16 protein-coding genes are annotated in these 14,495 nt (G+C 65.1%); 8 read left to right on the top strand and 8 right to left on the bottom strand.

The features are described 5' to 3' along the window. Nucleotides 1–642, bottom strand: coding sequence for an NAD(P)H-dependent oxidoreductase (locus tag R2C4_RS01990; RefSeq protein ID WP_141889369.1), 642 nt, complete (start codon nucleotides 640–642; stop codon nucleotides 1–3). 125 nt (nucleotides 643–767) lie between these two features. Here R2C4_RS01990 and R2C4_RS01985 point away from each other — a divergent pair, with 125 nt between their 5' ends. Next, on the top strand, nucleotides 768–1,145 hold the full coding sequence (locus R2C4_RS01985; protein WP_141889368.1) for a winged helix-turn-helix transcriptional regulator: 378 nt from the start codon (nucleotides 768–770) through the stop codon (nucleotides 1,143–1,145). A gap of 12 nt (nucleotides 1,146–1,157) precedes the next feature. On the opposite strand, the gene R2C4_RS01980 is transcribed toward R2C4_RS01985, so the two are convergent. The 6 genes from R2C4_RS01980 to R2C4_RS01955 all read right to left on the bottom strand — a co-directional run bounded on the left by R2C4_RS01980 (nucleotide 1,158) and on the right by R2C4_RS01955 (nucleotide 7,453). Next, the gene (locus tag R2C4_RS01980; RefSeq protein ID WP_141889367.1) at nucleotides 1,158–1,448 is read right to left on the bottom strand and encodes a DUF6525 family protein; all 291 of its coding nucleotides are present in this window, start codon (nucleotides 1,446–1,448) and stop codon (nucleotides 1,158–1,160) included. Then, complete coding sequence (locus R2C4_RS01975) at nucleotides 1,441–2,643, bottom strand: GTP-binding protein (RefSeq protein ID WP_141889366.1); 1,203 nt, start codon at nucleotides 2,641–2,643, stop codon at nucleotides 1,441–1,443. Before R2C4_RS01975 ends, R2C4_RS01980 begins: the two co-directional genes overlap by 8 nt. Before the next feature lie 217 nt (nucleotides 2,644–2,860). After that, entirely contained in the window at nucleotides 2,861–6,058 is a 3,198-nt protein-coding gene (locus R2C4_RS01970; protein ID WP_141889365.1) for a 2Fe-2S iron-sulfur cluster-binding protein, read from the bottom strand. Nucleotides 6,059–6,075: 17 nt separating this feature from the next. After that, the gene (locus tag R2C4_RS01965; protein ID WP_141889364.1) at nucleotides 6,076–6,528 is read right to left on the bottom strand and encodes a MarR family winged helix-turn-helix transcriptional regulator; all 453 of its coding nucleotides are present in this window, start codon (nucleotides 6,526–6,528) and stop codon (nucleotides 6,076–6,078) included. A gap of 334 nt (nucleotides 6,529–6,862) precedes the next feature. Beyond that, nucleotides 6,863–7,036: a DUF1328 domain-containing protein gene (locus R2C4_RS01960; RefSeq protein ID WP_008557019.1), complete on the bottom strand. Its 174-nt coding sequence runs from the start codon at nucleotides 7,034–7,036 to the stop codon at nucleotides 6,863–6,865. 42 nt (nucleotides 7,037–7,078) lie between these two features. Beyond that, nucleotides 7,079–7,453 carry a hypothetical protein gene (locus R2C4_RS01955; RefSeq protein WP_244940766.1) on the bottom strand — a complete coding sequence of 125 codons (375 nt, stop codon included), beginning with the start codon at nucleotides 7,451–7,453 and terminating at the stop codon, nucleotides 7,079–7,081. A gap of 127 nt (nucleotides 7,454–7,580) precedes the next feature. On the opposite strand from R2C4_RS01955, the gene R2C4_RS01950 reads away from it, so the two are divergent. The 3 genes from R2C4_RS01950 (at nucleotide 7,581) to R2C4_RS01940 (ending at nucleotide 9,396) form a co-directional block, all read left to right on the top strand. Next, entirely contained in the window at nucleotides 7,581–8,312 is a 732-nt protein-coding gene (locus tag R2C4_RS01950) for a Crp/Fnr family transcriptional regulator (protein ID WP_141889362.1), read from the top strand. A gap of 287 nt (nucleotides 8,313–8,599) precedes the next feature. Continuing rightward, nucleotides 8,600–8,770, top strand: coding sequence for a DUF1328 domain-containing protein (locus tag R2C4_RS01945; protein ID WP_008556398.1), 171 nt, complete (start codon nucleotides 8,600–8,602; stop codon nucleotides 8,768–8,770). A 128-nt stretch (nucleotides 8,771–8,898) separates the two neighbouring features. After that, entirely contained in the window at nucleotides 8,899–9,396 is a 498-nt protein-coding gene (locus tag R2C4_RS01940) for a Dps family protein (protein WP_141889361.1), read from the top strand. Nucleotides 9,397–9,577: 181 nt separating this feature from the next. Here R2C4_RS01940 and R2C4_RS01935 read toward each other — a convergent pair whose 3' ends face one another. Beyond that, nucleotides 9,578–10,393, bottom strand: coding sequence for a response regulator (locus R2C4_RS01935; protein ID WP_058286230.1), 816 nt, complete (start codon nucleotides 10,391–10,393; stop codon nucleotides 9,578–9,580). Between the two features lie 47 nt (nucleotides 10,394–10,440). On the opposite strand from R2C4_RS01935, the gene R2C4_RS01930 reads away from it, so the two are divergent. The 4 genes from R2C4_RS01930 to R2C4_RS01915 are packed head-to-tail and all read left to right on the top strand — an operon-like array spanning nucleotide 10,441 to nucleotide 14,467. Continuing rightward, nucleotides 10,441–10,686 (top strand): NepR family anti-sigma factor, encoded by a 246-nt coding sequence (locus R2C4_RS01930; RefSeq protein ID WP_141889360.1) that lies wholly within the window; start codon nucleotides 10,441–10,443, stop codon nucleotides 10,684–10,686. Then, nucleotides 10,679–11,236, top strand: coding sequence for an RNA polymerase sigma factor (locus tag R2C4_RS01925; protein ID WP_141889359.1), 558 nt, complete (start codon nucleotides 10,679–10,681; stop codon nucleotides 11,234–11,236). The genes R2C4_RS01930 and R2C4_RS01925 overlap by 8 nt, the downstream gene beginning before the upstream one ends. A gap of 5 nt (nucleotides 11,237–11,241) precedes the next feature. Beyond that, complete coding sequence (locus R2C4_RS01920) at nucleotides 11,242–13,005, top strand: sensor histidine kinase (RefSeq protein WP_244940836.1); 1,764 nt, start codon at nucleotides 11,242–11,244, stop codon at nucleotides 13,003–13,005. Continuing rightward, nucleotides 12,983–14,467 (top strand): phospholipase D family protein, encoded by a 1,485-nt coding sequence (locus R2C4_RS01915; RefSeq protein ID WP_141889358.1) that lies wholly within the window; start codon nucleotides 12,983–12,985, stop codon nucleotides 14,465–14,467. Before R2C4_RS01920 ends, R2C4_RS01915 begins: the two co-directional genes overlap by 23 nt. Nucleotides 14,468–14,495: the final 28 nt, after the last annotated feature.

Genomic DNA, 14,495 nt, shown 5'->3' with positions numbered 1-14,495 from the left:
TCAGGCGATTTCGGTCACGATGGTGTCGCGGGACTTGCGGACCTTCTTCATCGGCAAGAGCCAGTCGCCGTCCTCCTGGCGGTAGCCCAGCGGCAGCAGAAGGACAGAGCGCAGGCCCTTGTCCTTGAGGCCGAGGATTTCGTCGATCTTCTCGGGCGAGAAACCTTCCATCGGGGTGCTGTCCACCTCAAGCTCGGCGGCGGCGGCCAGGGCAAAGCCCAGCGCGATATAGGCCTGGCGGGCGGCGTGGTCGTGGTTGGTGCTTTCTTCGCGCGGCAGGTAGGTCGCCTTGAGGTTCGCGTAATACTGGTTCAGCATCGGAACCTCGCCGCGCTCCTCGGTCATCTGGCGGGTCACCGCGTCGATGCGGTCTTCGGAGTAGTTGTCCCAGGCGGCAAAGACCAGCAGGTGCGAGCCGTCGGTGATCTGCGCCTGGTCCCAGGCGTGCGGGCGGATCTTGGCGCGGATCTCAGGATTGGTGATCACGAACACCTCAAACGGCTGGGTGCCCGACGAGGTCGGCGCCATGCGGATCGCCTCGATGATCTGGTCGATCTTCTCCTGCGGAACCGCCTTGGAGGGGTCCATCTTCTTGGTGGCGTAACGCCAGTTCAGCTTCTCGATCAGGGTGCTCTTGCTCATGGGTCCGGTCCTTTCGGTGGCCTTGCGGGAAGGGTGGTATAAATTTGTAACCGGCTATATAAGCGGTACCGGAAGGGGCACAAGAAGGCACAATTTTTAGCCCCGGTCACACGGAAGGAACCACCATGGCAGAAGGGCAATGCCCGGAGTGCGGGCGCATCAACGAGGTGCTGTCGCGGGTCGGCGACCGCTGGAGCGTGCTGATCGTGATCTCGCTGGCGCAGTACGGGGTGCTGCGGTTCAATGAGCTGAAGCGGCATCTGGGGATTTCCCAGCGGATGCTGAGCCTGACCCTGCGCGAGCTGGAACGCGACGGGCTGGTCAGCCGCACCTATCACCCGACGATCCCGCCCAAGGTGGAATACGCGCTGACGCCCCTGGGCGAGTCGTTCCGCGAGCCGGTCCGGGCGCTGGGACTGTGGGCGCTGGAGCATCTGCCGGTGATTGATGCCGCGCGGGCGGAGTTTGACGCCGCTGCGGAGGCGGAGAAGAAAACCGCCTGAGGCGGCAGGCCGCTATGCCGGCTTGCCCCGCCGCTGCGCCCGGACCGCCCAGACGCGGGCGTCCCGTTCCAGCATCGCCTGTTCGGCGGCATCCAGCCGGGCGGCTGCAGCAGCGGGATCGCGGCTGCCGCCCGCTTTGGTCCAGATCCTGAACGCGGAGGCCGGGCTCCAGGGCAGGCAGGCCGCAGCGAGCCACTGCCGCAGGGGCGGCGGCAGCGCGTCGTAGGCCTGCATCGGATTCCCCGCCCGGCGCCGCCGTTTCAGGCGCGACTTCAGGTTGCGGCCCGCCCCGCGGTCAGCCATTGCGCCGCCAGCCCGGAAACGGGTCGTCCAGGGAGGCCCAGGCCGGGTCGAAGCCGCCTGCGCTGCCGGGCATCAGGCAAGCATCCAGCCGTGCAGTAATCGCAGCCTTGTCCAGGCCTGCGCCAATGAACACCAGCTCCTGCCGCCGGTCGCCCCAGGTCTCATCCCAGTTCTGCAGGATTTCGCGCCGGGCCTCGGGATGGGCAGGCCAGCGCTCGCTTGGCACCGCGGCCCACCACAGCCCCAGCGGGCGGACCGAGGAGACCGCCCCGGCCAGCGAGAACTCCGCGGCCCACTCGGGGCGGGTTGCCAGCCAGAAATGCCCCTTGGCCCGAATCACGCCGGGCAGATCGCCGTTCAGCGCGGCGTGGATTCTGGCGGGATCAAAGGGCCGCCGGGCGCGGTAGACAAAGGAAGAGATGCCGTATTCTTCCGTCTCGGGCACGTGGTGTTCGAAGCCATAAAGCTCCTTGGCCCAGAGCGGATGCTCATGCGCGCGATCGAAATCGAAGCGGCCGGTGCCGAAGATCCGGTCTCCGTCCACTGCGGAGTAATCCGCAGGGATCACCTCCGCATCCGGGTTCAGCGCCCTGATCACGGCCATGGCTGCGGCGGTCTGGTCCGGACCTGCATCCGACACCTTGTTCAGGATGATCACGTCGGCGAATTCAATCTGATCGGTCAGCAGGCTGACCAGGGTCCGGCCGTCCTCCTCGCCCAGGCTTTCGCCGCGGTCGCTGAGGAAGTCATGACTGGCGAAGTCGCGCAGCAGGTTCACCGCATCGACCACGGTGACCATTGTATCGAGCCGGGCAACGTCCGACAGGCTGGCGCCTTCGGCATCGCGGAACCCGAAGGTCGCCGCCACCGGCAAGGGTTCGGCTATGCCGGTGCTTTCGATCAGCAGGTAGTCGAACCGCCCCTCCCCCGCCAGCCGGCGCACCTCTTGCAGAAGATCGTCGCGCAGGGTGCAGCAGATGCAGCCGTTGGTCATCTCCACCAGCTTTTCGTCCTGGCGCGACAGCTCCGCCCCGCTGCGCACCAGGGCGGCGTCGATGTTCACCTCGCTCATGTCATTCACGATCACCGCAACCCGGCGGCCCGCGCGATTGTTCAGAACGTGGTTCAGGAGCGTGGTTTTTCCGGCCCCGAGAAACCCGGAGAGCACTGTCACCGGCAGTCTGTCATCCCTCATGTTCGAATCCTATTATGTTATATCGTAACACCTAATGTGCGCAGACCTATCAGCTTCGGAAGCGGCCTGCAATTGCCGCAAGCGTCCGGCGGCCGCCAGTCCGCGGACGGCCGCGTATTCAAACGCCCCCGCCCGCCGCGCGGGCAAAAGTTTTCAGCAAAACTTTTGACAATTTTCTTTTCAAGAAAATTGCGCCGCCCGCTCTACGGTCTGCCGCCTAGAGGTCGATTTCCAGCACCCCGTCCGGCGCCTGCGCGCGGGACTGGCAGAGGATGATGGCGTCCTCGCGCTGCTTGTTCGACAGCACGAAGTCGCGGTGCTCGGCGTCGCCGGAAATCAGCCCGCATTTGCACACGCCGCAGATGCCGTCGGAGCATTTCACGTTCACATGGATGCCGTTCTCGGCCAGCGCCTCGGTGGCGGTTTTCTCCGGCGGCACCGCGATTTCGCGGCCCGATTTCGCCAGCCGGAGGGTGAAGGGATGGTTTTCGTATTCCGGCTGCTCCGGGACCGAGAAATATTCCATGTGGCGGGCCTCCTCGGGGAAGCCATTGGCCGCTGCCGCGTCCAGCACCGCCTGCATGTAGGCCGCCGGACCGCAGGTGTAGACGTGGCTGCCGGGGGCATAGTGCAGCACGTCAGACAGGTCCGCACGGGTGCCCTGGTCAGAGAAATGCAGATGCACCTTGTCTGCCCAGGGGACATGTTTCAGGTCTTCCAGAAACCCGGCATTTGCCATTTTTGAACAGGAGTAGCGGAATTCAAAGTCCCGGCCCAGCGTGTGCAGGCGGTGGGCCATGCCGATCATCGGCGTCACCCCGATGCCGCCGCCCATCAGGTAGGATTTGGCGGCGTCCTCCACCAGCGGGAAGTGGTTGATGGGTTTGGAGATGAACACCATCCGGCCTTCCTCGAAGATCCGGTGCATAAGGCGGGAGCCGCCGCGGCCTGCGTCCTCGCGCAGCACCGCGATCTGGTATTTTGAACGGTCCGCCGGGTCGCCCGACAGCGAGTACTGGCGGAAAAACTCAGGTGCGACCACCACGTCGATATGGGCGCCTGCGGTGGCTTGGGGCAGCGGGGAGCCGTCCGGCAGGGAAAACTCATATTTGGTGACGGCGTCCGTCATGTGTTCGGCCTTCGTCAGCCGAACCCGCATCACCGGCGCGTCGCCCTGAGCGGCGGTATAGACATGCTCGGGCGGCAGGCCCGCGGCGCGGCGGCGCTTGTGCTCATCGGCGGGGATCATGGCCTGATAGGCGGCAATCCCGGCCTCCCGGTCCATCGGTGCAGGCCAGGCGTAGGGCGGTGGCGCCAGCGGTGCGGGGTAGACGGCCAGGGTCTGATCCTCAAACTTCAGGTCCAGATCCTTGGAGAGCTTGCGGGCGTTGACCGGATGCTGCGAGGGCGCATAAGGCCCCTCTTCCACCATCTCCAGGTCCCACCACCATTTCTTGGCCGGGTTGACCTCGCCATTGCCCAGTGCGTCGTCGAGTCTTGCCAAGAGCGGCGCGCTGCCCGGCACATTCATCGCGGCCCAGCGGAACGGTGCCTCGGCAAACAGCCCTTCAAGGTTCCAGGGGCAGGTCTTCATGCAGCGGCCGCACATGGCGCCGCCGGGCACTGTGACGCGGTAGGTGGTGCATTTCTGGCTGTCGGATTTCCAGATCTCGTAGCCGTTGAACATCAGCTTGGGCCCGGCGGTGATGGCGCCGGAGGGGCATTCGCGGGCGCATTTGTTGCAAGCCTCGCAAAACCGCTGCAGGCCGAAATCGACCGGCTTGTCGTGGGTCATCGGCAGGCTGGTGGTGACCGCGCCGGATTTCAGGCGGGGGCCGAGGAAGGGGTTCAGGATCACCTCGCCAATGCGGGAGACCTCACCCAAACCAGAGAGCAGCAAGAGCGGAGGTTGCAGCACCTCGCCGTCCATCACCGAATGCACCCGCGCACTATAGCCCAGGTTGCGGATTTGCTGGGCGATCACCCCGCCCAGGAGCGAGAACCGCAGGTAGGCGCGCATCGACTGGGCACAGGCAATCCAGTCGTCGCCGGAGGCGCCCTCCATCGTTTCGTGACCCTGGTCGATGATGATGCTGATGGCGTTTTCGTGGTAGGGGGCCAGGGGCTCGCCCGCGGCATCGTGGGAGTAATAGGCCCAGTCCGGGCAACGTGAGATGCCCACCGCGTCGCAGCCGAGAAAATAGGCCGCGGTCTTGATATTTGCGGCGTTGCGGGCGGCATCGGCAGCGCTGGAATCGATGTTCGGCGCGGCGTTGCCGTCCTGCAGCAGCACGAAGGCCGCGAGCGAGGAGCGGAAAGCGAAGGCGGAGGAGGATTTGCGGACGTAATTGCCGTTCTTCGCCGCCTCCTGCGGGCCTTTGCCGAGGTCGCCGAACAGGGCGCGGGCGAACATGTCGGCGCGCTTCGGGACGCGCGCGACGTTCACCTCGTCGATGTAGGTGGTGGGATCGTCCACCCGTTTCAGGGTCTCGAACGGGTGCGGGCCGTCCATGAAGCGGCGCTTGGCGTATGGGTCGCGGGCGGCGGCGCTTTTGGCGTGGGCGCCAAGGCCCAGCCGGTACGCAAGGCCCGGTGCCTGGCCCGGCACCAGCGGCAGATCGGCGGCCAGTTCCAGCGTGGTGGTGACGGCCGCGATGCCGAAGCGGGTGCCGAGAAACGGATTGGTGAGGACGCCGTTTTCAAACGTGGCCAGCCCGGCCTGCACAGCCAGCTTGCCCAGATGCACATCCGTGGCGGCGCCGGTGTGGGCACGCGCCTCCCGCCCCAGGAGGCGGAGGTAATTGGCCAGCGTCACCCCGGTTTCCGCCGCCCGCAGGCAGGCGCGCTGGTCCTGCGCGTCCGCCAGCCATTCCGTGCCCTCCTCGCCTGTTTCGGGGTCGCGGGGGAACTCGTAGACGTAGACCAGCGCATGGGTGTGGTGGCGGCAATCCGCGTGCGGGGCTTGCATCGCCTCCCGCAGGTTCGCCATCACCACGTCTATGCCGGAGGCAAAGGTTTTGGTCTGTTTGCTGCGCAGGGTCTCCGCCAGCGCCGCCACATCCGGGTTTGCCAGCGGTGTGTCGAGCCAGGCAACGGAGGGCACGGCGCAGACACCCGCCAGCGAGGCATCGCAGAAGTACCCGAAAGCTTTCAGGTGATCGCTGCGCTCCTGCGAGCAGGCAGGAATGCCTGCGCGCTCCTTTTTCACCAGCCCGTCGCGGGTGGCGTCCAGTATCGCCTGATAATCGCGCATTGCGTTAACGAGGGACAGCGGCGCATCGGGGCGGCGGAAGCTGACCTGGGTCAGCGGCGGCAGTGCCTCCGCCTCAGCAGGGTCCGCCTGCCGCGCCAGGGTTTCCATCGGGTAAGGCCCAAGATGCACTGGCCGGTTGCGGTAGGAAAACAGTTTGCCCATGGCTGGCCCCCGGTGAATTACAGCTTGGCGACGATGCGCGGCTCGTCCGCAAGCAGCTTGGCGGCAGCGGTGCGCAGCTGGGCCAGTTCCTGCCCGGTGAGCTTAGCCTCGAAATAAGCTGCGTTTTCCTGCGCGATGGGCAGCACCTCTGCCAGCGCGGTGCGGCCGCCCGGCGTCAGCCGGACCTGGATCTTCCGGCCATCCTGCGCGCCGCCGCTGCGGGTGATGAGGCCGCGCTCCTCCATCTGCCGGAGCGTGCGCGAGGCCGCGGTGCGGTCGATGCCGATGAAGCTTGCGATTTCTGACGGGGCAGTGAGTTGCTCCCGCCCCGCGGCCAGCAGCACGCACCACATCACCCGGGTCAGACCGAATTCCGCGATCCGCTGTTCAAAGCGGCGCTCGATCACCCGGGCCAGCATGGTCACTTGATAGCCCAGGGAGCGGTGGAGATGAAATGGATCGTCAGGCATGATGGTTGGCAATGTCAACTAATTGATTGACGATGTCAACTATATGGCCGGATGCCGGGCTTTCCTGCTGAAGCTGCGTGGCTCGGGCTGCTGCAGCGGCTGGCGGCGCAGCTAAGACCGAGTCAAGTTCCTGAAGCCTGAAATTGATTTTGCCTGAACCGGACATAGGATGGCGGGCGGTCCTGGCCGCTTGTCAGCGGCGCAAGACCAGCCCGCACGCGCCCCCCGGCACGCACACCCTATGCCCGGCAGGCAGCCCCCCACCCCCACCCGGGCAAGCACGGTCTTCCCGCGGCGGGGCCTTGACCGTGCGGGCAGGCCGCTTCGCCATTCGTTAAACCGGCGGTTTGCCCTTCATTGCCCGGGCAATCATCGCGATGACGAACAGCACCAGGAAGATGAAGAACAGAATTTTGGCAATACCCGCGGAGGCGCCGGCGATGCCGCCGAACCCAAGCAGGGCCGCGATCAGAGCGATAACCAGAAATGTAAGCGCCCAACCAAGCATATCATTACTCCTTTTCAGCAACGCTGCTTCAGGCAGCATCCGCTAAACCAACCCGGCAACGCGGTTTTTGTTCCCTGCCCCGGGTTTCAGAAGCGCCAGCTGGGCCCGGATCATCTGGGTGGACACAGGCCGGGCAAGCACCGGCCACCGCAGGCAAGGCGAGTGCGAGTCCAGCTCGTTTTCGGCGGTGTTTCCCAACAGAACCAGGCGGCCGCCGCGGTCCTGCACCGCACTGTCGAAGTGAAGCCGGGTCACCTGCTCGGACCCCGCCTCGATAAAGGCGACGGCCACCTGCCGGTACCGCGACAGCGCCGTCAGCGCAGAATCATGCCCCTTCTGAATGCTGAGTTCGGCGGCCGGGTCGAAATCCAGAATGGCATCGCAAATATCACATGTTACCAGATAGTTCCGGGACATGATCAGATAAACCTGTGAGCAGCCTGGAGATAGCATTTCCATTGCACCAGCCTCCCTGTCTGCATAGAGTGTGTAGTTATTCCACACCCGGCGCATTAAACTGCGACATAGCTGTTAGGGGAGCGCCATGTCTTCGACTGCCTGCCGCCAATGCCCATTGCGTAAACGGGCCATCTTCACGCCGATGTCGCGTGAGGAGCTGCAGTTTACCCAGCAGTTCAAAACCGGCGAACTGGTGGTGGATGCGGGCACGACAATCCTTCTGGAAGGCTCCAACAGCCCGCAGCTGTATACGGTTCTGAAAGGAATGGGCACGCGCTACACCACCTTGGAGAACGGCCGCCGGCAGGTGATCAACTTTCTTTTTCCAGGCGATTTCGCCGGGCTGCAGGCCGGGCTGATGGGGGAAATGAAGCATTCGATCGAGGCCACCACCGCGATGACGCTGTGCGTGTTCCGGCGCACCGCGTTGTTTGAGCTGTACGAGCATCAGCCGCACCGGGCCTACGATCTGACTTGGATTTCCGCGGTCGAGGAGCATTTTCTGGGCGAGACCATCGCCTCGCTCGGCCAGCGCGACGCTGCGCAGCGGATTGCCTGGGCGCTGGTGCGGATCTACGAGCGGCTGAAGGCCGTGGGGATGGAGGCAAACGGCGCGGTGCCGCTGCCGTTCAAGCAGCAGGATCTGGCGGATGCGCTGGGGCTGTCGCTGGTCCACACCAACAAGATGCTGAAGACGCTGCGGGACAAGAAGCTGGTGCATTGGCAAAACGGCCAGCTGAAGATCAGCAATCTGCCGGCCCTGGCCACCGTGGCGATGATAGATCTTGCCGCGCCCGAACCGCGGCCGCTGATCTGACGCCGCAGCAGCACCCGGCCCGGCGGCCCGGGGATTTTCCAGACTGATCAAACTTCACATGCGCACGGTCCCGGCCGGAGGCGTGCAGCCGGCCTGTCCGGCCCGCCCGGCCGGTCCAGACTGTGCGCGTGCCTGCGGGCGGGAACGGGCCCGCAGCGCCATCCCGCACCCCAAACCTCAGGCTTAGGCGGTAGACCGGATGCGTTGAAAAACTGCAGCACCGGCACTGGAACCTTTCGCCGGCTGGCGGGTTGGGCTGGTACAAATCGCAACTGAAAGGACACGGCATGCTGTACTGGGCGCTCGTCTTCCTCGCCGTTGCAATTATTGCCGGCATCTTCGGGTTTGGCGGCATCGCTTCGGCCTCCGCCGGGATCGCACAGATCCTGTTCTTTATATTCCTGGTGCTGTTCGCAGTGGCGCTGATCATACGGCTGCTGCGCGGCTCCTCCCGCTGACGGCCGGGGCCGGCGGCGGCCGCTTCTGGCCGCCGCATGCTCACCAGCCTGCAGACCGGGCACCGCACTGATTGCCGCGTGGTTCGTGTTGAACCGCCGCAATCCTGACAGAGATGAAGGAGTACTTTATGACTGACGCACTTGCAGCCACCCCGAGCCCTGACACCGTCGAAACCGGTGTCCGCGACACTGGCCCGATCGCCAGCGGCCTGGCCGATGTGCTGGCGGACACTTACCGCCTTGTTTTCAAGACCCACGCCTATCACTGGAACGTGGAAGGCCCGGCCTTTTACTCAATGCACAAGCTCACTGAAGAGCAGTACGAGAACATGTTCGCTGCCGCCGATACGCTGGCTGAACGCATCCGCGCGCTGGGGCATCTGGCACCGTCGCGGATGGACGAGATTCTGAACCGCTCCAAAATCAAAGACGCCACCGGCGAACTGTCCGCCGGCGGGATGGCGCAAGACCTGGCCGCCAGCCACGAGCGGATCGCCCACCGGCTGCACGCGCTGGCCGAACTGGCGAGCAGCCGCCGCGATATCGTGACCGAAGATCTGGCCACCGCGCGCTCTGCCTTCCATGAGCAGGCCGCCTGGATGCTGCGGGCCCTCGCCAAGTCCTGACACCGGAACCGGTTTTGCCTTCCTGCCACCCTCCCGTCCTGCAGGAAGGCAGCAAGCCCCGCCCCGTTCTCCTCCCCGGGGCGGGGCCATTAACAACAGGCCGCCGCCGAGGGCCGGGCACAAAGAAGCCCGGACCGCAAAAGCGGCCCGGCCTGCCAGCCTCCCGCCCTGCCGGGCAGTGTCAGCTTTTCAGGGTCTCGGTGGAGGAGAAGAACATCGCTTGGCTCACCGCCGAGCGCACCTGTTCCTCGGTATAGGGTTTCGAGATCAGGAAGGCAGGTTCGGGCCCCTCGCCGGTCAGCAGGCGTTCCGGGAAAGCGGTGATGAAGATCACCGGGCAATCGCCGTGCTTGGCCAGGATGCCGTTGACAGCGTCGATGCCGCTGGAATTGTCCGCCAGCTGGATATCCGACAGGATCAGATCGGCGCTTTCCTTGGCGGCCAGGTCCAGCGCGCTGGCTTCGGTGCGGGCGATGCCGGTCACCTGATGGCCCATCTCTGTCACGATCGCCTCGAGGTCCATGGCAATGACGGCTTCGTCCTCGATAATCATGATCTTGCCCGCTGTGGCGCGCGACATCTCCTCGTATGCGATCGAGATCAGCTCTGATGCTTCGCTTTCAGCCACCCCCATGATGGTGCCTGTTTCGGCTGCGCTGAACTCCTCGATCGTGTGCAGCAGCAGCGCCTCGCGGGTGTTCGGTGTCAGCCGCCGCAGATGTTTCTGCGCCTTGGCGGCCAGGCCGTCATCGCTATCCTCGTCTGCCGACGGTGCGCCGGAGGAGGACCAGATCGCATGGAAGACACGAAACAGCGCCACTTTTGGAGACAGGACGCTGTCGTAATCGGCGTCACCGGCCAGGATCGCCTCCAGCGAAGCCAGTGCATATTGGTCGCCGCTGTTCTGGCTGCCAGTCAGCGCACGGGCATAGCGGCGCAGATAGGGCAAGTTTGCACCAATCTGGCTGGCGATCTGTTCTCCCGATTGAGCGGTCATTTTGTGATGTCCTTTTTTGCAATACACATGGAACTATACGCCTTAATATGCGTTTTGGTTCCAGAAAACCGCGCAAAAAACCGATGGATGGCATGACACAGCTACACCCCCCCCGGCCGCGCATGGAAACGGCCGACCGCGACATAGACGAAAACCTCAAGCGGGCTTTCGAAGAGATCGCTAATGAGCCCGTTCCTGACCGGTTCACCGATCTGCTGAAGCAATTGAAGGAAAAAGGCGCGTCGACTCCCGCCGCACCGGAACCTTCTGAGAAGGACCGCTCCGATGACTGACGCCGCACAGGACCCGAGAGACGACCTGGTCAACCACCTGGGCGCCCTGCGCGCCTTTGCGATCAGCCTGACCCGCAACGGCGCCACCGCCGATGATCTGGTGCAGGACACGCTGGTGAAAGCCTGGACGAACATCGACAAGTTCGAGAACGGGTCCAACATGCGGGCGTGGCTTTTCACCATTCTGCGCAACACCTATTACTCGCTGCGCCGCAAGCGCAAACGCGAGGTCGAGGACGCCGACGGGGCACTGTCTGCCACCCTTGCGCAGAAACCCGATCACGACGGGCGGCTGCACATGCGCGATTTCCAAGTGGCCTTTGCCCAGCTGAACGACGAACAGCGCGAAGCACTGACGCTGGTCGGTGCAGGCGGCTTTTCCTACGAAGAAGCGGCGGAGATGTGCGGTGTGAAGACCGGTACCATCAAAAGCCGTGTGAACCGCGCCCGCGCCCGGCTGAGCGAACTGATGGACTTGGGCGAAGACAGCAAAATGGAACTGACAGACACCGTCACCGCTGGGATCGTTGCCCAGCAGGGCGCCGCGTGATCAAAATGCCCCGGCTGCACGCAGGCAGCCTTTTGGTCCGGCTGGCGGCACTGATGACGCTTGCGTTGCTGCCGCTCGGACTGATTGCGCTGTACCAGACCAACGCGGTGGTGGAAGAAGCCACCCGGCTGTCGCACGCCTCGCTGCTGGACCGCACTGAGCGGGCCGCGGCGAGGGAGCGGGAGCTGCTTCAGCGCGCCGGCGGCGCGACTGAGGGTCTGGCCGCTGCAATCCTGCCGGTGGCGGACGACGCCGACAGCTGCACGCGGCTGCTCAAGGCATTTGCTGAAGGAGCGAACCCCTTCACGTTTGCCGCTTTCGTCTCCCTGGATGGCAGCGTTCAATGCGCCTCCGACGGTGTGACACGCGACCTGTCCGAAAAATGGATGTACCTGAAAGCCCAGCAGACGACCCGCCTGTCCTTTGCCTTGGGCCGCGACCTGGTGGGCGGGGGCAGCAGCTTCCTGCTGGCGACCAGCCCGGTGCTGCGGGACGGCATCCTGAAGGGTTATGTGACCATCGGGATTCCCCATAAGGTCAGCGCTGCACAGGCCGGAACGGAGGCGCCGGACACCGGCATTCAATATGTCACCGTTGATGCGCAGGGGGAAATCCTGTCAGCAAGCATCCCCGAGCAGCAGGCTCCGCTGGCCCTGCCCGTGTCGGTGCCCCGGCGCGACTTGGTGACCCTGTCCGGCGATACGTTTTTCGAGGATTCCCGCTCTGGCCGTGAGCGTTTTTTTGCTGTCAGCGAGATCCTTCCCGGGCAAGTGTCCGTGATCGGCAGCTGGCCGGTGGACAAAGCGATGTCGGCGGCCAGAAACCCGGTGTCGCTGATGACCCTGGCCTTTCCCCTGCTGATGTGGCTGGCCGGGATTTCGGTGGCGATCTTCGGGCTGCAGCGGATGGTGATCCGCCACCTCAGCGCGCTGCGCACGGCGATGCGCCGCTACGCACTGGGCGAGCGGGAAAACCCCACCCTGGACCTGGTTGCGCCGCCGCGTGAATTTGCCGAGGCGCAGCAGTCGTTCAACCGGATGGTCTCCATCCTCAGCGAAGCGGAGCGGCGGCGCGAGCTGGACCTGGAAGAAAAGACCATCCTGCTGCGCGAGGTTCACCACCGGGTGAAGAACAACCTGCAGCTTGTCGCCTCGATCATGAATATGCAGAGCCGCAACGCGCAGACGCCGGAGGCGCGGCGGATGCTGGCGCAGCTGCAGCGCCGCGTGCGCGGCCTGGCAACCATTCACCGCAGCCTGAACACCAATCCCGATATCACCACCGTCGACAGCCGCGACCTGATCGACGCGCTGATTTCCGAAATCGGCGCGATGATCCCAGGTGCCGGGCAGAAACTGGCCATCAGTACCGACCTGGTGCAGGTGCCGCTGAGCCAGGATCAGGGGGTGACCTTGTCGATGCTGGTGTCCGAGGCGATGACCAACGCGGTCAAAAACGCCGGGGTGCCCGCCGGCGGAAAGCCGGAAATCCGGATCAGCCTGCGCGAAACTGCGGAAAACTGGCTGGAGCTTGAGATTACCAACACCAAGGGGAAGCCGGTAGTGGCCCCCGAAGAGGCTGGCGACGGGACCGGCATCGGATCGCGGCTGATGCTGGCGTTTGCCACCCAGCTTGAAGGCGAGGCTGACACGTACGAGACTGAGGACAGCTATAGTTACCGGCTGGGATTCCCCGCGGCGGCCGGGGCTGTCCCGCCGGCGCCGCCAAACCAGGATCGGGAGAAACATGCCGCAGGAGCCGCAACCTGAACAGCGCCGCGAGGAATTCGAGGTACTGGTTACTGCCGAAGAGGCCTGGCCCGCGTTTGAACGTGCGGTGCTGGGTGCTCAGCGCGAGCTTCTTGCCAGTTTCCGCCTGTTTGATTTCGCCACCCCTTTGCTGAGCCCGGAGGCGCGGGAGACCGGGGACACCTGGGCGGATCTGATTGCCGATGCGCTGCGGCGCGGGGTCCGGGTGCAACTGGTGGTCAGCGATTTCGACCCGGTGATGGCGGCGCCGCTGCATGCCGCCGCGCAGAAGACGCTGACGCAGGCGCAGGAAATCATGGCGGGGCTCGCTCCGGAGCAGGCTGCGCTGCTGTCTGTCGCCGCCGCGCTGCATCCGACGCGGGCGGGGCTGCTGCCGCGGCTTGCGTTTTCCCCCTTTGTGCTGCGCAAACTGCGCAAGCTGCCCCGGCGGCTGCGGCCGGCTGCGGCCAGCCGCCCCGGGCTGCCGCAGCTGTACCCGGTGTCACACCACCAGAAGGTTGCGGTGATCGACCGGGAGGTTCTGTACATCGGCGGCCTGGACCTGAACCGGCGCCGCTATGACACCAAGGAGCACGATCTGCCCGCGCATGAGACCTGGGCTGATGTGCAGCTGATCCTGCGCGGCCCCGAAGCCGAAGAGGCGGCCCGCCATCTGGAGCGGTTCCGCGATGAAATCGCCCTGCGCAAGCAGCCGCCCGAGGGCCAGCTGATCCGGCGCACGATGTCCGCGCCGCGCCGTTTCGGGTTCTGGGCCTTGTCGCCCCGCACAGTGCTGAAGGAGATCGAGGAAGACCACCTGGCCGCCTTTGAGCGGGCGCAGAACCTGATCTATCTCGAATCCCAGTTCCTGCGCTCCAGCCCGATTGCGCGCGGGCTCGCCGCTGCGGCGCGCCGCAACCCCGCGCTGTCGCTGATCCTGATCCTGCCCGCCCTGCCCGATGACGTCGCGTTTGAAGGCAACCGCGATCTGGATGCGCGTTATGGCATGGCACTGCAGGCGGAGGCGCTGGACGAGGTGACGGAGGCCTTTGGCACCCGGGCCTGCATCGCCAGCCCGGTCCAGCGGCGCATGGCCGCCCGCGATGCGCCCGCCACCCTGTCGGGGTCGCCGATCATCTATGTGCACAGCAAGGTGCTGGTCACTGACAGGGATTTTGCCATGGTCGGGTCGGCCAACCTCAACGGACGGTCGATGCGCTGGGATACCGAGGCGGCCTTGCGGATCACCCAGCGCGGGCGAATTGAAACGCTGTGGAATAACCTGGCGCGGCATTGGTGGCAGGAAGATCTGCCGGCCGAGGCGCTGGATCCGGCCCATGCCGCGGCCTGGTGGCTGAAGGAGGTGCGCCGCAATCAGGTGCGCCGGCCGGAAGCGCGCCGCGGGCTGCTGGTGCCGCACGACCCCGGCAAGATGTCGGAGCTGCAGCAGCGGCTGCCGGGCGCCACGGAGGACATCGTCTGATCCCGGGTGCCCTGGGCCGGCTGCGGCA

Source organism: Leisingera aquaemixtae, assembly GCF_006740765.1.
Taxonomy (GTDB): Bacteria; Pseudomonadota; Alphaproteobacteria; order Rhodobacterales; family Rhodobacteraceae; genus Leisingera; species Leisingera aquaemixtae.
Note: the sequence above shows the minus strand (reverse complement) of the source record. Positions and strands in the feature narration are given on the sequence as shown.